The organism is Allolucifera butyrica (assembly GCF_900476375.1).
Lineage (GTDB): Bacteria > Bacillota > Negativicutes > Sporomusales > UPPP01 > Lucifera > Lucifera butyrica.
Genome location: NZ_UPPP01000054.1, coordinates 71,683 through 89,496, shown reverse-complemented (window position 1 = coordinate 89,496; position 17,814 = coordinate 71,683). Strand labels below are relative to the sequence as shown.

17 protein-coding genes are annotated in these 17,814 nt (G+C 47.9%); 4 read left to right on the top strand and 13 right to left on the bottom strand.

What is annotated here, in order from left to right:
- Nucleotides 1–302 precede the first annotated feature (302 nt).
- Nucleotides 303–1,010: a polysaccharide deacetylase family protein gene (locus LUCIF_RS02385; RefSeq protein WP_207856867.1), complete on the bottom strand. Its 708-nt coding sequence runs from the start codon at nucleotides 1,008–1,010 to the stop codon at nucleotides 303–305.
- A gap of 388 nt (nucleotides 1,011–1,398) precedes the next feature.
- Here LUCIF_RS02385 and LUCIF_RS02380 point away from each other — a divergent pair, with 388 nt between their 5' ends.
- Entirely contained in the window at nucleotides 1,399–1,953 is a 555-nt protein-coding gene (locus LUCIF_RS02380) for a CBO0543 family protein (protein WP_122626271.1), read from the top strand.
- 36 nt (nucleotides 1,954–1,989) lie between these two features.
- Here LUCIF_RS02380 and LUCIF_RS02375 read toward each other — a convergent pair whose 3' ends face one another.
- The 5 genes from LUCIF_RS02375 to LUCIF_RS02355 form a co-directional block, all read right to left on the bottom strand.
- Nucleotides 1,990–2,580, bottom strand: a complete 591-nt coding sequence (locus LUCIF_RS02375; protein WP_122626270.1) for a manganese catalase family protein — start codon at nucleotides 2,578–2,580, stop codon at nucleotides 1,990–1,992.
- Nucleotides 2,581–2,604: 24 nt separating this feature from the next.
- Nucleotides 2,605–2,856, bottom strand: a complete 252-nt coding sequence (locus LUCIF_RS02370; RefSeq protein WP_122626269.1) for a spore coat protein CotJB — start codon at nucleotides 2,854–2,856, stop codon at nucleotides 2,605–2,607.
- 22 nt (nucleotides 2,857–2,878) lie between these two features.
- Nucleotides 2,879–3,115 carry a spore coat associated protein CotJA gene (locus LUCIF_RS02365; RefSeq protein WP_207856865.1) on the bottom strand — a complete coding sequence of 79 codons (237 nt, stop codon included), beginning with the start codon at nucleotides 3,113–3,115 and terminating at the stop codon, nucleotides 2,879–2,881.
- 112 nt (nucleotides 3,116–3,227) lie between these two features.
- Nucleotides 3,228–3,509, bottom strand: coding sequence for a PspC domain-containing protein (locus LUCIF_RS26685; protein ID WP_122626268.1), 282 nt, complete (start codon nucleotides 3,507–3,509; stop codon nucleotides 3,228–3,230).
- A 151-nt stretch (nucleotides 3,510–3,660) separates the two neighbouring features.
- Nucleotides 3,661–3,855: a DUF378 domain-containing protein gene (locus LUCIF_RS02355; RefSeq protein WP_122626267.1), complete on the bottom strand. Its 195-nt coding sequence runs from the start codon at nucleotides 3,853–3,855 to the stop codon at nucleotides 3,661–3,663.
- A 175-nt stretch (nucleotides 3,856–4,030) separates the two neighbouring features.
- Here LUCIF_RS02355 and LUCIF_RS02350 point away from each other — a divergent pair, with 175 nt between their 5' ends.
- Entirely contained in the window at nucleotides 4,031–4,582 is a 552-nt protein-coding gene (locus LUCIF_RS02350; RefSeq protein ID WP_122626266.1) for a hypothetical protein, read from the top strand.
- Nucleotides 4,569–6,053, top strand: coding sequence for an AAA family ATPase (locus tag LUCIF_RS02345; protein WP_122626265.1), 1,485 nt, complete (start codon nucleotides 4,569–4,571; stop codon nucleotides 6,051–6,053). The genes LUCIF_RS02350 and LUCIF_RS02345 overlap by 14 nt, the downstream gene beginning before the upstream one ends.
- A gap of 61 nt (nucleotides 6,054–6,114) precedes the next feature.
- Here the strand turns inward: LUCIF_RS02345 and LUCIF_RS02340 are convergent, their stop codons facing one another.
- A complete protein-coding gene (locus tag LUCIF_RS02340; RefSeq protein ID WP_122626264.1) occupies nucleotides 6,115–7,296 on the bottom strand; it encodes an FtsW/RodA/SpoVE family cell cycle protein in 1,182 nt (393 codons plus the stop codon).
- Nucleotides 7,297–7,503: 207 nt separating this feature from the next.
- Here LUCIF_RS02340 and LUCIF_RS02335 point away from each other — a divergent pair, with 207 nt between their 5' ends.
- Nucleotides 7,504–8,463: a YncE family protein gene (locus tag LUCIF_RS02335; RefSeq protein ID WP_122626263.1), complete on the top strand. Its 960-nt coding sequence runs from the start codon at nucleotides 7,504–7,506 to the stop codon at nucleotides 8,461–8,463.
- A gap of 124 nt (nucleotides 8,464–8,587) precedes the next feature.
- Here the strand turns inward: LUCIF_RS02335 and LUCIF_RS02330 are convergent, their stop codons facing one another.
- From LUCIF_RS02330 to LUCIF_RS02305, 6 genes are all read right to left on the bottom strand, one after another.
- Entirely contained in the window at nucleotides 8,588–9,763 is a 1,176-nt protein-coding gene (locus tag LUCIF_RS02330; protein WP_122626262.1) for a DUF2935 domain-containing protein, read from the bottom strand.
- 74 nt (nucleotides 9,764–9,837) lie between these two features.
- Nucleotides 9,838–10,479: a tRNA (guanosine(46)-N7)-methyltransferase TrmB gene (gene trmB, locus LUCIF_RS02325; protein ID WP_122626261.1), complete on the bottom strand. Its 642-nt coding sequence runs from the start codon at nucleotides 10,477–10,479 to the stop codon at nucleotides 9,838–9,840.
- 48 nt (nucleotides 10,480–10,527) lie between these two features.
- Nucleotides 10,528–12,435, bottom strand: a complete 1,908-nt coding sequence (locus LUCIF_RS02320) for a sigma-54-dependent Fis family transcriptional regulator (RefSeq protein WP_122626260.1) — start codon at nucleotides 12,433–12,435, stop codon at nucleotides 10,528–10,530.
- Between the two features lie 185 nt (nucleotides 12,436–12,620).
- Nucleotides 12,621–14,036, bottom strand: a complete 1,416-nt coding sequence (gene gnd, locus LUCIF_RS02315; protein ID WP_122626259.1) for a decarboxylating NADP(+)-dependent phosphogluconate dehydrogenase — start codon at nucleotides 14,034–14,036, stop codon at nucleotides 12,621–12,623.
- 137 nt (nucleotides 14,037–14,173) lie between these two features.
- A complete protein-coding gene (locus tag LUCIF_RS02310; RefSeq protein WP_122626258.1) occupies nucleotides 14,174–15,775 on the bottom strand; it encodes an ATP-binding protein in 1,602 nt (533 codons plus the stop codon).
- A 176-nt stretch (nucleotides 15,776–15,951) separates the two neighbouring features.
- Nucleotides 15,952–17,748: a heme NO-binding domain-containing protein gene (locus LUCIF_RS02305; protein ID WP_122626257.1), complete on the bottom strand. Its 1,797-nt coding sequence runs from the start codon at nucleotides 17,746–17,748 to the stop codon at nucleotides 15,952–15,954.
- Between the last annotated feature and the right edge of the window lie 66 nt (nucleotides 17,749–17,814).

The window sequence follows — 17,814 nt, the reverse complement described above, 5'->3', positions numbered from 1 at the left end:
TTGGTAAAATATTGTCGCCGTAAGCTCAGGGTGCTAAATGTGAGCAGTATGATTTTCGTGCATTTTCGACATGATGCGGCCATTCTCCTTTTACCAAATGTCTCCGCTTCTTGTTCAGTAACAGAAACTGAACTGCCGAGAAATACTCCCTTCTTGATTAAAGATCCTTCGTCTCTTTTTTGTTATGTAAAGTAAAAACCTCCCTACCTTTATCGGTTGGAGGCTCTTTTCTGTCTAAATTTATTTCATGCCCCGGCCAAATGCACTTGTCTCTCAAATAGTCCAGGCTAGGTCATATTAAACTATATTAAATTTCTCCCTTGATAATATTGCAATAGTTCAGTTACTGTAACAAATTGATAACCTTGCGCTTTAAGACGGTCAATGATAGTACGAATAGCCCCTATTGTTGGTGAGGGATATCTAAGATCATGTAGAAGAATAATTCCCCCTGGTTTAACATTCTTAACTACATAATTTACTATGCTCCTTGCAGGTGGACACTTCCAATCGAGAGGATCGACCGACCATAATACCACCGTATATCCCATATCCCGGGCTATTCTTAGCACGGTTTTATTGTATGCCCCACCGGGCGGACGGAATAATGTCGGTTTAGAAGTGATTACGGTAATCACCTTCTCTGATTTTTCCATTTCTTCTTTAACCCTATGCGGGCTTAGTCTTGGTAAATTCTTATGACCATAAGTATGAATACCAATTTCATGGCCGTCCTTTACTTCTTGCGCTACTATACTGGGTAATTTTTCAACATTCTCACCCACAACAAAAAAGGTTGCTTTTATTTTTTCCTCTTTAAGTATCGCTAAAATTTCAGGCGTCGTTTTAGAACTTGGACCATCATCAAACGTTAAGGCGACCACCTTTTGGTCGGTGGGCACTTTACTTATTATCTTGGCATTAAGCTGTAAATCTTCTTTAAATTCCGCGCCGGCAAACATCAATCCTATAATTGCGATTCCCCACAGAGCAAAGCGAAAATACCGCACTGAGATCCCCCCTCGCTCCTTATAGATCTACGCATAGATTGGGGCAATATGCGTGAAATTTAATTCAATATAATAAAAAATGCTCATGGCGCAGGGCTCGGGACGCAAGGAACCACCCGGGAATCATTTGGGCGAACAATCCAGGCAGAAGAATCGTCTTGTCATAAGCGGAGGTTAAGTGGTAACGGCGGAGCGTTGATAAGGCGATTTTCCTGCCGTTAACGGCTATCTATGTAATTTAGGTAACAGTTTAGCTGCTGCAAGATGTATTCTCTGAAAAAGCAGTCTAGCCCCGAGGCTTTTTATTTCGGGTCATGTTCGCATTTTTAAAAAGACTTTGGGAGATACTGACAATAGCTTATGAATGCTCAAAAGAAGGGGGAACTTCATGAACACTATCGATACGATGCACCAGTTTAAAGTCAGTCTGTGGCATTTATCCTATACACATTGGAAGACGTCAGTGCTTTTTTCAATTCAATGGTGGAGTTTGTTTATTTTAGCTGTCGCAGCCTATATAATATGGTGGAGATTCGTCGATAAGCACCGCTTATCAGAAATACTTTTATTTGGTTCTTTCATCGCAGTCGGCAGGATGATAATGGATCTGATTGGGACCAACATGGTCCTCTGGAGTTATGACATTAGTTTAACTCCCTTTATCCCCAGTCCTTTTATCCATGACATCACAGATACACCACTCGTTTTAATGCTGGTCTATCAATACTGTTCTTCATGGAGAACTTTTCTAATCTGGACTTCTATCGTCACAGGGATTATCACTTTTATTTTTTTTCCGGTATCTATTGCCGTTAATATTCTAACCTATTTTCACTGGAACCATGTTTACAGCTTCCTTCTTATCATTCTCATTGCGTCCTTGTCACGGGCCGTACTGCTTGGCATTTTACATCTCGAACAGCGATGCCAAACTAAAAAGTAAAACCTCCACCCCTTGCCGGCTGGAGGTTTTTTCCGTCTATTTCATTTCCTGCCCCATCCACATGTGCTTGCCGCACAAATGCTCCTGCACCGCATTCAGCGTTTCACCAAAACGCTGGAAGTGCACCACTTCCCGTTGCCATAGAAAACGCAGCGTAGCCTTGGCCAGAGGATCTTCCGTAGCGGCTATCAAGTGTTCGTATGTTGCCCGGGCTTTTTGCTCTGCCGCCATATCCTCCGTTAAATCGGTGATGGGATCTCCCAGACAGGCAATATACTTGGCCGTCCACGGCACACCATTCGCGTCCGTCCAAAACAAACCGCTGTCATGCTGCGCCCATTGCCCTCCCCAGCCTGCTGCCTCAAAATCCTTAGGATCGGCTCCCTCGGTCAGTTTGTATACCAGGGCGGCAATCATTTCCATATGCGCCATTTCCTCCGTCCCGATGTCCGTGAGTATTGCTTTCGCTTCTTTAGTAGGCATCGAATACCTCTGATTCAGATAACGCAGGGAAGCCGAAAGCTCTCCGTCCGGCCCGCCGTATTGAGTGATAACCAGCTTCGCAAACTTAACATCCGGACAAGTCACCTGCACCGGATATTCCAATCTCTTTTCATACTGCCACATATTTCACCATTCCTTTCATTTAAATTACATTTCCCAGGGCCAGGGATCGCAAATCCAAGTCCACTCTTTGTCCCCATGAAAGCCGAGGGCCATGATCGAACCAAATTCAGCCTCGTATTCATTCCTATACTTTTTCACTACATCAACGGCACAGTTGTAATCGTTAAGCGCATCCTGGTCGCACGGACGCGTATCTAAATACAGATGCAGTTCGGTCGCAACAAAACTCATTTCCTGGATTTTCCTTAAAAGCATCATTTGTTTTTCACAATACATAACAATTCACCTCCATCTTCATTTATCTGGGAATGGGGTAAACTCCGAATAATTCGGGGAATAAGGTTCCACGCATTAACGCTTCCTGCGGGCTGTACGCCTTTACATAAAATTGCCAGGGAACATACGAATGAGCTAATATTACCTGCTCAGGCATACTCCCCTCTTCATCCAGACATTTTTCTTCCGTATCACAATCGCAGTCACAAAACATGGTTCTATCCTCGTCATCTTGAAAATCATCAGGTTGTATCCTCACCGTTCATACCTCCTCGCGTAATCTAGTATATTTTATGTGAACGTTTGGGAAATGGTCACCGTAGAAAAAAAATAGCCGTCCGCCTGCATGGCGGACGACAATCTATTATCTATTATCCCTTTACGGGCATAATTAAAAACGCCAGAAGATACAGCCCAATCCCGATTCCCCGATAAAACGCCAGAATCACCCAAATCAGACGAATCAGCGTGACATCCATCCCGGTAAAGTTGCTAAGTCCGGCACACACTCCAAAAATCATAGAATGGTCCGGATCCAGCGTCAGCGGCTTATGGGCTGCAAGAATACTGCCAATGCCTGCGCCCCCATGGGCAAATTGCCATATTGTCAGCCCGCTGACAAGATAGGCTCCCGCACGAATAAGCCATAGCACAAGAATTCCCCCTTCTGCGTTTCCCTTATAAGTATTAACTTAAACAGCCGGTTATTAAACATACAATTTTCAGAGAAGAGGGACCGAAAGACCGCTGATGCGGTCTTTCTAGGGCTCAGGACACGGAAAAAACAGCGAAACGTGGTACAACCTATGTTTTACCACGTTCCCGGAAAAATAAAGAAATAGACCAAATACCGCCTAAACCTACCAGTATATATATGGCGCGGCTCAGTACCGCCTCCTGCCCTCCCAGCAGAACGGCTATCAAATCGAACCGGAACAAGCCTATCAACAGCCAGTTTAAGGCACCAAAAATCACCAGCAATAACGCTACCCGATCCATGCTTTTCCCCCCTTTTTCTGATAAACCAAATGGATCTGTTCTCCCACAGTTATTAATTGGTCATATTATCCTATTATATGTTAATTAGCAAATTTTATACCGTTAGCAAAAAACTGGATTAGGTGAACGGCCGTCTCTATGTTATAATGTCTTATGTTAACAAGGAGGTGGCTTAGTGAACTGGACTCAACAGCAATGGCTTAAAGCCGCGTTAGCCCTCCTGCTCACACTGGGAATTCTATATGCAGGCCAATCTATGTGGCGGCAGCAAACCACAACCCGGCCTTTGAATAATGCCCTGCAACATATTGACGGTGTGAAAAAGGTTATATGCCAGGACAGCGGCCAGCCTAAAAACTTACTCACCTTATCCGTGACGTTGGACCCATCTGCCAATTTTCAAAAGACCTATGTTCATATTCAACAAACGGCAGTCCGTTTTTTAGGAAACAGGCCTTTTCGGATTCGGGTCGAAGACCGCAGTACTCCGGAATTGGAACAAATCGATTATCGTGCCCAGTATTATCTTCAGCAGGCTATTATGACAGGGAACTTTCCCCGGATGGCGGACAAAATCCAGGAAATCGCCAGTAATGCCGGTGTAACAGCTCATGTTTATGTCGATTCCCAGGCTATTTATCTGCAGCTTGCCCAGGGTGACAACTCTTTTTATACCCTGGTTCCCCGTCAGGCTGTACAAGGGAGGCAAACCCATGCAATACCTTGATCTATTGGCAGGTGCTCTGGCAGGCATTCTCTTATTTCTTGCCCTACAAGGCGTGGATATCCTGCCGGTCCTTTTTTTGGCCGCCATCGCCGGTCTTCTCATTTTTGCTAATAAACACATGCGCTCCGGTACCAAATCATTTGCTTCTTTCAGTGAAAAAGAGGTCCCGCCCGTCACGTTTGAAGATATTGGCGGGCAGGATGTGGCCAAAAATGAATTATGTGAAGCTCTGGAATTTATAAAAAAAGCCGACCAGATTCAAAGTATGGGCATCCGGCCTTTAAAAGGCATCTTACTCAGTGGTCCGCCGGGTACTGGAAAAACACTGCTTGCCAAAGCCGCCGCCCGTTTCACCGATTCGGTCTTTCTGGCCGTAAGTGGTTCCGAGTTTGTGGAAATGTACGTGGGCGTTGGCGCGCAAAGAGTGCGGCAGCTATTTAAACAAGCCCGTCTGGCGGCGAAAAAAAGGAATAAAACCGGGGCTGTCATTTTTATTGACGAAATGGAAGTGCTGGGGGGAAAACGCGGCCAAAATCATAGTCATACAGAACATGACCAAACATTAAACGAACTCCTGGTGCAGATGGACGGACTGCCTGTCCGGGACGATATCCACATTCTCGTCATCGGAGCCACCAACCGGGTGGATATGCTTGATACCGCCCTGTTGCGTCCCGGCCGCTTCGACCGTCAGGTAAAAGTGGATCTTCCCGACAAAAAAGGACGATTGCATATTTTGCGGCTGCATACTAAGAATAAACCATTGTCAACGGACGTATCGCTGGAGGCAATCGCCCAGGATACGTTCGGTTTCTCCGGCGCCCAGTTGGAAAGTGTAACCAATGAAGCGGCCATTCTGGCACTCAGGGAAGAATGTCAGGATATAGCGCCACGCCATTTCCAAAGCGCCATCGAGAAGGTTATGATGGGAGAAAAACTGGACAAAATACCCAGTCTGGATGAAAGAAAACGGGTAGCCATTCATGAAGCCGGACACGCTTTGGTCAGTGAGCTGGTGCGGACCAACTCCGTAGCCAGCGTTAACGTAGCTTCCCGCAGTAATGCACTTGGCTATGTACGGCAGACGCAGGAAGATGATATCTATTTATATACTTTGGAATATCTTCGCGACCGGATCGCTGTGGCCTTAGCCGGTGCCGTAGCGGAGGAAATCCTGCTTGCCTGCCGCAGTACCGGTGCGGCCAATGATTTTAAACAGGCGGCGGATATGACCAAACAAATCATTTTCAACGGCTTGTCGGAATTGGGTATTGTTTCTGCTGAGGATATACCCGGAGAGTTGCTTCACCGGACAATGACCTCCATTTTGCGCGATATTGAAGATAAAACCCGCGGCTTACTTCTGACCTATCAGTCTACCTTGTCCTATTTGGCCCAGATATTGCTGGAACAAGAGACACTCTCCGGCACCGAGCTGCGGACAATTTTGGCCAGGAACAACGCGGCATAAAAAGCAAGAAAAAAGGACTGCCCAACCGGGTAGTCCTTTTATTTTTGCACTATTAATCTTGCTAAGGCTGCTGGGTCTTACCGGCCAACCGAAGCCGGGTCCGCCCCATAGGTTTTTCCGGCCCGGGAGCGGAGGAGACAATGCCGGCAGCCCTTCGCCCCACGCTGATTAATATACCGAGAGCCGCCATGATTACGAGGAGAAACGTCCCGCCAAAGCTGATAAACGGCATAGGAATACCCGTAACGGGAATAACGCCGGAAACCATAGCGGCATTCCCAATAGCCTGCCCGATAATCATCGCTACAATCCCTGTAGCCATAATCATGCCAACCCCGTCGGCCGCCTTAAGCGCAATTTGAATACCATACCAGGCCAGCGCCGCCAAAAGCAGAATTACGGCCAATGCGCCAATAAAACCCATTTCCTGGCATAAGACGGCGAAAGCAAAGTCGGTATGAGCTTCCGGCAAATAATGAAACTTGCTTGCGCCCATTCCCAACCCAGCACCAAAAAATCCGCCTGAACCAATAGCCAGAAGGGACTGCACCGTCTGATAGCCGCTGTCCTGCTGATGCGACCACGGGTCAATCCAAGCCATAATTCTCTCAGCCCGGTAAGCGGCGGCAAAAATAAAGTAAACAACAGCTCCAGCCCCGGCCATGCCTAATCCCAGCAATTCATGCCTTGGAATTCCGGCTATGATATATAATAACAGGCATAACCCAACGATTACCATAGCCGTACCCATATCCGGCTGCTTCAATACCAGCCCGCCCATGATCAAAGTAAAATAAAAAGGCCAGGAAAAAAGCGTAATTGGCTGCTTTTTTTCCACCCGGGGACCAAGATAAGCCGCCGCCATTAAGATCGCTGCCAGTTTGGCAAATTCAGACGGTTGGAATTGAACCCCCAGTTTTAGCCAGCGCCGGGCCCCATTCGCGTTGACACCGCCAAAATGAACAGCCATCAGCATGCCGAGAACGGCCATGATCATGACCAGAAGCGGCCATGGTTTAACCAGTCGCCGGTAATCTATTTTGGCAAAAAACACCAGCAATACAGCACCAATGAAAAAAGCCAGTAAATGCCGTTTGAGAAAATAATAGCTGTCGTGCAGCATTTGCCCGGCCAGGACAAAGCTGGCACTGAAAATATTGACTGTACCGATTAGAAACAACAACAGGGCAATAACAAGCACAGCCTCACTGTGGCTGCGCCAAAGCTTGAGCGACCGATCCATGAACAACACTCCCGCAGTAACCGATTGATTTATTTTTATTATACCATATACAAAGAAATGACCGCTTCCCCCTTCGAACGCAGGTCTCCGTTTTTTTGTAATCCGACTGCATTTTTATTGAAAAATACAAAAAGGACCATGCTTACCCAAGAACTTCTACAGCATATACTGCATAGTATAGGGGAGGAATTCTAAAGAGGTGATAGTATGGAACCGGCGTCCTATAAAATACTGGTTATTGACATTAGCGGGCACGCCCTGTTAGCCGTCGACGGACTGAGCGGCGAAATTTTGGCGGAATTGCCCTATGACCCGGACTTTACTCCCACCGGCATTGCTCTTACAGCAGACTATAAAAAGGCTTATCTTCCGGCCGTCAACCAGCAGTCGGAGCAGGGTGGACTATGGGCTGTCAACCTTGACGCGTTAAAAATCTACCGGTTGCCGCTAGAACTGCCTCCCCCCGCCCGGTTTATCCTTGCACCCGATGACAGCAAGGCTTACTTAGTTACTCCCGACAGTGTATTTTACCAGGTTAATATCACCAGCCTGGAACAAAACTGCTGGGGCCAGTCAGCCGCCAAAAGCCTGTGCTCCGGTCTTACCGCCGGACCGGAACGGATTTACAGCGTATGGGAACACGATGCCGGCGGTACCCTTCTCGTTTTAGATAATCAAGGGATTTTCCAGTATGATTGGAACTTCCCCGGTACTCCCACCAACATCGCCCGGGACCGCCATGGACGCGTTTATATTCCTTTTACCAGCAATCTCTTTGCCGGTGAAGGTGTCATTATAATTGATGAAACCAATTCCGGGCAGCCTTACAACATTATAACCACCCAGTGCCCGCTACATAAAAAAAATCTAAAAACGTACCCCTGTTACGTGGCTCTCTCTCCGGACGAAGAGACGGCATACGTTGTCAATGAAGACAGTGCCTCCGTCACGGTGATTGATGCTGCAGAAAAGAACATTGCCGGCTGGATCCCGGTAGGACGCTCCATCTCCTGTCTGCACATTCTGCCTTCGGGTAAATTCGCTTTAGCCGCCAGTCACATGTTTGGTGACTTAGCGATGATTGATCTGGTCAATGGTAAGTTGTTGTCTTTCACTCAGACGCAGCGGGAACTCTCCGGTTATATGGCTGTCGTTCCTGCCGTATGAGCATGAGGAAGACCGCTGCGCGGTCTTTCGGCTCGTGGCTCAGGGCGCAGGGCGCTAATCCCATAAAAAAACCCTTCCTTCAATGGAAAGGGTTTTTTTGTCATGTACTGGACCCGTCAAGGAATTAGTCTCTTATCTTTCCCAGGGCCCGGGGCCATTTGCCGCTCCATTTATACTTTTTCGATGTCACCGGCGGCTTAGGAGACGGTGGAGGCGGAGGAACTACCAAATCTTCCTCGTCATCTTCATCTTCATCTTCTTCTTCCTCGTCATCCCCGGCATCCTTTATGTCTTTGTCAGCATTTAACGTCGGCAAAACAGGAGCTATTTCAGGCTGCTCCGGCGTTTCCGAAACGCAAGGGGTCTTCTCCCGCGGTTCCTCTTCCAGGAAAACCGGGCACTCCTCCATCACCGGTTCCGGTTCACATTGAATAGGTTCCTCGATTTCCTCTATCTCTTCTATTTCCTCTTCCTGACCGCAATCGGCGTCTTCTTTCAGCAGCCCCTTGTCAATCATTGACAAAATCATGAGAAAATGTTCCGCTTCACAGCGTACATGCTCTGCCATCATTTCGGGAAGGATGCCGAGCAGCTTGCATTCGGCAATCATCTCCGTTATGGCCCGTTTGAAATCCCGGAGCCGCAAAACGGCAAACCGAACGTCCTGCAAATACCTGCCGTAGGACGGAGGGTTCCCGCCGGAACCGGAGCCCAGCATACTTACCCAGTCCTGCCCCTCTAGCTGCAGTCCGTCAAAATCCTCAGAAAACCCTTCAATGGTCTTAATTAAATTTCTTTCGGAAGGGTCAAACTTTTGTCTGATAAAGCGGGTATGGTCATCCATCAATCGTACCCAGAAAGCATTTTCCCGGGCAGTGGATACGACAACAAACGGTGACCGGTCGTGGCGCATTTTGTCCAAAAGCCGGAGAAAATATTCTGCTTCCCGTGCCAGATGGTCCAAAAAGAGCGGGAAGTTGTTGCCTCCCAATTTGCACGCCAACATTCTCCGAAGCAGACGACGTTTAAAATGATAAAAATCCCGCACCAGACTCTGCGCATCTGCCACCAGCTCACCGAATTTTTTCTCGCTCTGTACTTTGTCGGCCCGCGCCCGCAATGCTCCAAACCCCTGGAAAAAACTTTGCGCTTCATTCATTCGTTCCATATCGTCAGCCGGTAATCCAGCCTTAATAAACACAGCATGTTCCTGCATAATCATTAGCCAGAATTTAACTTCTTCCAGGTTGAGGGGCGGAACGGGGTGGGGCACGGCAAAAGGTATCTGCTGACGCGGCATAACAACACACTCCTATCTCGTGATTGTATCACTACTACATTGTATGCCGCTTCCCACCGTTTTGTTCGTCCCTGTTAAAACCGTACTTCACAACGGTAAATCGGTTGTCCCAGAGCGCTGAACTTAGCCTCGTATTCAGTCATAATATTGCCTTCATAACTGCTATTATGAAGATCAAAAGTAATATTCCCCAGAGAAAGTCCCATATCGGCAAACTGATTCAGCGAAAACTCAAACAGTTTTATATTGTCCGTTTTGAAAAACAGCTCGCCGCCGAGCGCCAAAATCACCTTGTATTTAGCCAAAAAACCGGCATGAGTCAAGCGACGCTTAGCATGCCGTCTTTTCGGCCACGGATCGCAAAAATTAATATATAGCCGGTTCACTTCCCCCGGCGCAAAAATATCTAAAATATTGTTGACATCGGCAAGTAACAGTTTAAGATTGTTCAATTCCCTGAATTGCGCTTTCTGAGCCGCATTATAGAGAACATCCGGCACAGCCTCCATGCCAATAAAATTAGTTGAGCGGTGTAAAGCGGCGAGATCTGTTATAAACGTGCCCCGTCCCGTACCAAGTTCAACATGTAAGGGCGCATCCCGGCCGAGGATTTCCCGCCAGCGCCCTTGATAAGCATTCCCGGACTGTAGTAGTATTACTAAATCACTGTATTCCTTTATGGCCTCACCGATCCAGGCCTTTCTCCGCAGCCTCACCCGTGTTATCCCTCCGGAATAAGTCACGCCGGTTATTGCCGGTGTACCTTATTCTTTCTCAATTCCGTATTTTTTCAGATACCGGTATAATGTAACCCGGCTAACGTCAAGCATATTCGCCAGCCGGCTGATATTTCCGCCGGTTGCTTTCCATAACTCGATAAATGCCTCCCGGTCTTCCTTCCAGGCTTTCCCCGGGCCGGATTCCCCCGGAAGAGTAATATCCTCCGGCGTGATCACCGTTTTTTGTGTACGGAAGAAAGCCTGCTCCACCACGCCCTGCAGTTGTTTAATATTGCCCGGCCAGTCACCGGCTTTCAGAACTTCCGCTGCTTCCGGAGTCAGATTCTTTACTGTCAGATGATTTTGTTCCGCCAGTTCCGCAATAATGTGCTCCGCCAATAAGGGAATATCGTCACGCCGCATCCTGAGAGGAGGAATGCGGATCACTGTCCGGGCTATCAATTCAAATAACTCAGCCGAAAATAAATTCTTTTCTGTCAGCCGTTTCAAATCATTATCACAAGCGGCAATTACCCTGACATCAAAAGCCCGGATTACCTCCTCGCCGGTCCGGTACAACTGGCCCTGCCGCAACGCTTTACTCAAGCGGTCCGCCAATGCTGCCGGCAGCTTTTCCACCTCATCCAGGAAAAGCGTTCCTCCATTCGCCAGTTCCAATTTTCCCGGCCGGCTTTCCTCCAGGGAATCGGCCGTGCCAAACAGTTCACTTTCCAGTAATTCCGGCGGCATATCGCCGCACCGGATCCCGATCAACGGTCCGGCCGCCCGGGGGCTGGCCTGATGAATGCCGTGGGCCAGTCTCTGTTTGCCTGTACCCGACTCTCCCTGCAGCAATAAATGGTGGGAACTGCGGGCTGCTCTGGCCGCCTTTTCCTTCATAGCTTCAACCGCCGGCACCTGGCCAACAATACTGGTTAAACTATAGCGGGCCTTGTATCCTGCGGCATGGGCCACCAGCATGCGCAAATCTTCAATAGGCAGAGATACGGCCACGACGCTGTTTACCTGCCCGCTTCGCAGCAGGGGAACTACGGTGGTAATATCTTCATAGGTTTTGCGCGGCGTAATCCACGTTACTTCCTTATTATATGACGGAATCCCTAAAAAGCCCTTAAATAAAGGTGTATGCCGGTAGTTCAGCACTACATCTCCCAGATTGGGGAAAGAGCCTGCTTTATCGCCCTGAGGATTGATACCTGTCAGGCGGCTATGCCCCAATTCGTTGGTATACGCTACTTCACCACCCGGCATGATATGATACACGGCCAAAGGAACGGCATCCAGAATAGCATGCCGGGCATCCAGACGGGAAGCCATGGAAAGATAATTTTCCATGGCATATTTCATACTTAACAGCAAGGAAAGCAGCGCCGTATGCGGCAATTTTTCCTGTTCTACCGAAACCAGAGTCACAATGTACTGCACCTGTCCGTCAACCAGAATCGGCGCGGAACAGGCATCTCCTGTCTGACATTCTTTAATCCACATTTCCGGGCCGAATAAAAGAAAAGGAGTCTTGTGTTCGAGCGCGATACCAATGCTTGATGTACCGATATCTTTCTCCGCCAGACGTGCCCCTAAAAGCTCACCCGGGGTTCTTTGAAAGAACGGGAGGGCGTAACTTTCCAGGACATAACTTTCATTGTCTAAAAGCAACAAACTCAAATTATAAATGTTAAAGAACTCACCGATTTCCCGGTGAAGACCTCCCAGAAACTCCATGGCCGGATAATGCTTTTCCCGGTGTTTCTCAATCTCAGTTTTATCTAATCTGGACAACACCGGCATGGTTTCATGGGGTACATTCCAATCCCGGCTCCGCTGCCAGGATTCGGCCACCCAGGGATGCACATTCGGGTCCAGGATGCCTTCTTGCATAAATTTACGGTAATATTGTTCCAGCTTCTCCTTGCTGCGAAGTTCACGAATCATGAGCCGACCTCCACAATACATCTAAACTTTGACATAATCATATCATATTTTCAGACAAATGCCAAAGAACCCATATTTCGCCCCCTGAACTTATAAAAAAGGATCAGACAGGGCTCGTCAAATTATTATTGCCGGGAAATATATTCCCGGCAATTCGGCCAAATCCGCCCTATTTTCACCGCAATTTACTTTTTCAGCCACTCCGTATGGAATATGCCTTGCCGGTCACTCCGTTCATAAGTATGAGCGCCAAAATAATCGCGCTGGGCCTGCAGCAGATTGGCCGGCAGCACAGCCTGACGATAACTGTCATAGTAATCCAGAGATGCACTAAAGGCCGGCGTGGGAATTCCCAGTTCCTTACAGACCTTGACTACCAGACGCCAATTGCTCTGAACCCGAGCCAATACATCACGGAAAAACGGGTCTAAGAGAAGATTGGGCAATTTAGGATCCTGCCTAAACGCTTCATTAATGCGATCCAAAAATTGGGCCCGGATAATGCATCCGCCCCGCCATAGCAAGGCTATGTCTCCATAATTTAAATTCCAGCTATATTCTTCCCCTGCCGCTTTTAAAAGGGCAAAACCCTGGGCATAGGAACAAATTTTGGAAGCATACAAAGCATCTTGAATGGCCTGGATAAATTTCTCTCCGCTGCCGTCATACCGTACCGACGGACCGGTAAGGATTCCGGCTGCTGCTAACCGCTCCGTCTTATAGGCCGACATGCAGCGGGCAAATACCGCCTCCGTAATGGTTGGCGTGGGAACTCCCAGCTCCAACGCGCTCTGGGACGTCCATTTACCGGTTCCTTTCTGACCCGCTTTATCCAGAATGATCTCCACCAGCGGGGCTCCCGTCTGCTCATCGGTTTGCAAAAAGATCTCCGCTGTAATTTCAATTAAATAAGAATTCAATTCACCCTGGTTCCAGTTGCTGAATACGGCATTAAGTTCCGGCGCCGTCAGGCCCAGGGCATGTTTCATAATGAAATACGCTTCACTGATGAGCTGCATATCGCCATATTCAATTCCGTTATGCACCATTTTCACATAATGCCCCGCCCCGTCCGGTCCAACATAGGAGCAGCAGGAACCATTGGCCACCTGGGCGGCAATGGTGGTAAAAATGGGGGCAACCTGCCCATAAGCGTCGGCATCGCCGCCCGGCATAAGACTCGGGCCGTGCAAAGCCCCTTCTTCCCCGCCGGATACACCGAGACCGATAAAACGGATGCCTTGTTTCTTCAATGCTTCATACCGGCGCCGCGTGTCGGCAAAAAATGAATTGCCGCCGTCAATGATAATATCTCCCTGTTCCAAATGCGGCACCAATTCGGCAATCATATCATCAACAGGGCCGCCGGCTTTTACCATGAGCAGAATTTTACGCGGTTTAGCCAGCATTGAAATCAGTTCGGCGACCGAATGAGCGCCGCCTACCGGCTTGCCGGTCGCCTTTTGCTGTAGAAAACTGTCTACTTTAGCAACAGTGCGGTTATATACCGCAACCTGAAATCCTTTATTGGCCATATTCAAGGCCAGATTTTCCCCCATAACGGCCAGTCCGATCAGTCCAATATCATATTGTCCGTCCATACTTTTCCTCCTTCCGCAGTCTCAATAGCTACAATATTCGAGCCTACAATCCGAAATCCCTGCCATTTTAGAAAATAATTTTCAATTCATGATATGAAAAAGAAAAAAAGTTCTAATCATTTATCTTTTTTTATCGCTCAGGGCACGGCTAAAGGGTCTTGAACCATTTTCATACTCGGATTTTCTTCCCGCGGCAGCCGGACAATAAAAGCCGTTCCCTGCCCCAGGGAACTTTCCACCTGAATACGTCCCCGATGCTCATGAATAATCGCATAACAAACCGACAGTCCTAGGCCTGTGCCTTTCTCTTTGGTAGTAAAAAAAGGTGTACCCAGCTTTTTGAGAGCATCCGGAGCGATTCCGGCGCCATTGTCCCGTACAATCACCACTGCTTCTTCTCCCGCCGCCAACAAGGTAACCTGGATATAGCCGCCTTTGGGTATAGCCTCCACGGCGTTGCGCAATAAATTAATCCAGACTTGTTTTAATTGATTGGCGTCACCCAATACCATGCATGAACCCTGACTTTGATAATCTAAAACCGCATTTTTGTTAATTGCCTGACTCTGCATAAATAAAGTTACATCCTGCAGAATTTGATCAAGGTCTACGGGCTGAAGACTGAGCTTTTTTACCGGACGGGCTAATTGCCGGAATTCATTCACCAAATGTTCAATCCGGTCGATCTCGCTTAATATCAGCTCAAGATGACTGGCTGACGGCACTTGCCCTTTCCTTAATTGCATAAGCTGAATAAATCCTTTTATCGATGTAAGGGGATTGCGTATTTCATGGGCCAACCCGGCCGCCAGTTGATTGACGCTGTCCATTCGTTCCAGGCGTTGCCGTTCCAGTTCTTTCTCATGTCCGGCGGCCTGCCACAAAATGCGCATAAGAAGAAATACAGAAAGTAAAATCAAACTTAAAACGGCAATACCGGGAGCCGATTTTTGCCATATCGCCCAATAAACACTCCTGACCGGTATGGCCATTACTACGCGCCAATCCGCATTATTTACGGCGGAATAAACATACAGTTTTTCCATTCTTTCCACCGGCGACCAACGCGTGAAAATACCCTGGTTTTGCCGGTAATAATCCCGCCGGCCGTGGACTAAATTCGCTTCCCTATCATATATTTCCCGCCCCCAGGGATGATAAATCATCTTCCCGTTGCTGTCCAGAATAAAAATACACTGATCATTGGCCGGTTTGCTATTGTTTAAGATATTGCCAATGTCCTCTCCCGTAACAATGCCGGTAAGGGCGGCCTTTATATCGCCTTTGGCATTAAAAATAGGCACCAGCCATCCGGCCAAAATCTTGCCTGACGCCGGTTGCCTAAGCTGCCCGGATACAATCGGCCGGCCTTGAAATGCTTTTGCCACACTGTCCGGGTCGTCAATTCTGGGTAAAAGGGATGAATTCAGGCGAACCAGAAAGTCACCGTTTTGGTCAATCAGGGCGGCATCGGCCAGATGAAACTGTTCCCGCATATTAGCCAGTTTGGCATAAGCCTGTACCGGATCAAGCGACACAACTTCCTTTTGGGCCGCCAGTAATTGCATTGCCTTTAGATGGCCGTTAAAATAAAGCTCCAGCGCATAGGATGTGTGCTGGACCTCTTTTTCATAATCAGCCATTACGCTTAGATAATTAGCATAAAAATAATGAGAAACCAACCCGGCAAAAACCAACGTCAACAATACGACAATCGCATTACGGACCCATTTTCCCACTGGCCAAGCCCCCCGTTTATTCTTATGTTCTTTTCCTAATTCGGCACTTGCGGCTTTTCATCCTGCCACATACTGGAAGGGTATCAGAAAAACCGCCTAATGCGGTTTTCCTGCGCAGGGCCGGGGCACGGAAAACCGGCGAGAAAAAAACCGGGGAATTACTTCCCCGGTTTCCGTCAAGTCCGGTATTGGTTGATATCTTCGGAAAAATGTTCAATGACGGTTTTAAATTCGCCGATTTTTTCCATCATGTCCTGCAGTTTTTCATTATAAACCTGTACAGCAGCGCTTACTTCCTCACCGGCTGCCGAATTTTCCTCGGAAATGGCAGCCAGCGATTCAATTTTACCATATACCTGATTAAGACCGGTCATTTCATGCTCCAGTTTATCAACCATGTCAACAATATTATCGGCCACTTTGTGGATATTTTCCACATGACGGTTATTATTTTTTACCACTTCATTCAATTGATGACTTTCCGCGTTGAGCATGGTATATTCTTCTTCAATTAACCTTACAATACTACTGATAATTTCCATCAATACTTTAAGATCGCTGGATATACTGTCTGAATGCAGGTGAGACTGCTCCGCCAGCTGCCTCACTTCCTCGGCCACAACGGCAAAACCGCGTCCCTGTTCGCCCGCCCGGGCTGCTTCAATGGCTGCATTCAGCGCCAACAGGTTGGTCTGGCCGGCAATCGCCGCTACCATGCCGGTAATTTCGTTAATTTTAGTTGCTTGCGCCAACAGATTTTCTGCCGATTTCTTCACATCTGCCGTTTTAGCAACACTCTGCATCAACTTTTCACTGGAGCTTCTTACCTCGCCAAAACCTTTGTTGATTTCCTCAACCGCCACTTCCAATTGCAGTTTATTTTCGCTCTGTTCTCTAACCACCGTTTTCAGCATTTCCAAATTGCCGTTTAAAATTCCCACAGCCTCTTCCGTCTCCATGGCCTGACTAGTTGCCGCATTCGCTACATCATGAACGACACCCGATATTTCACTGGACGTACCTTTCATGCGGTCAGCCAGCATATTAAAGTCATCGGCAAACCGGCTCATTTCGTCCCCGATGCCCTTGAAGCCGGTGAATTCACTTTTTACCCGTTTCTTATACTGCGCCAGCATCTGCATAATATCTTCAAACAAGTCCCCGGTTACCAGCTTGGTTTCGGCAAAATAGCGATGCTCCTGAATAGCGCGAATTTCTTCCCGGATGGCCGTGAACGGACGTAATAAGAAGGCCGCAGTTCCCCCCGCCAGCACCCCGTTTAAAACGGCCGTCCAAAGCGGGATTCCGGTTCCGGCCGCAGCCAGTCCCCCGTCCACAATCAGGGAAAGTACCGTTACCGCCACTGCCACCTTAACCGGCACGCTGCGGATTACGCCAAACGATAACAAACGATTCAGATGATAGGTAGTAGTATATGTAATCGCTTGGGGAAAACGAATTTTAATCTTCATATGTTCCGCTGAAGACTCGATCGTCTCGGTCTGAATATTTTCCTGAAAATGCTCCGCCGCTCCAGCCAGCAATCCCTTTAGATAACCAAACATTCCCCGCCGGGAACGGTAACTTAGAACGGCTTCATATTCGGATACCGGCTCGATCAACAATTCCGGCGGCTTGGCACCGGGAATCCGTTTCACCATTACAACATGAACATCATACATGGAGCGCAAGAACGAATAAAGATTTTCCTGACGAAAAAAGGCTGGATAGACTTGAAAAAACGTTTTTACATTATCCTTACCAATATCCAGCCAAACGGCATCTTCCGTCTTATTCAGACGGCTGGCCAAAAAAGCGACAAATTGTCTTGGCTTGTCATCTTCTACCTCTTCCGTCGGCAAAAACATTTTATCCTTAGGCCAGCCAACCTGTTTCATCGCTTCTATCGTAAGCTCACTGCCCCAAACTTTGTGAGCCGTATTTACCCAGGTTCCGACTACGGTTCCTTTCATTCCTTACTCCCGCCTTTATGATTCTTTTTTTGATCATATTCTTGAGAAAAACAAATTCTCCTTTAG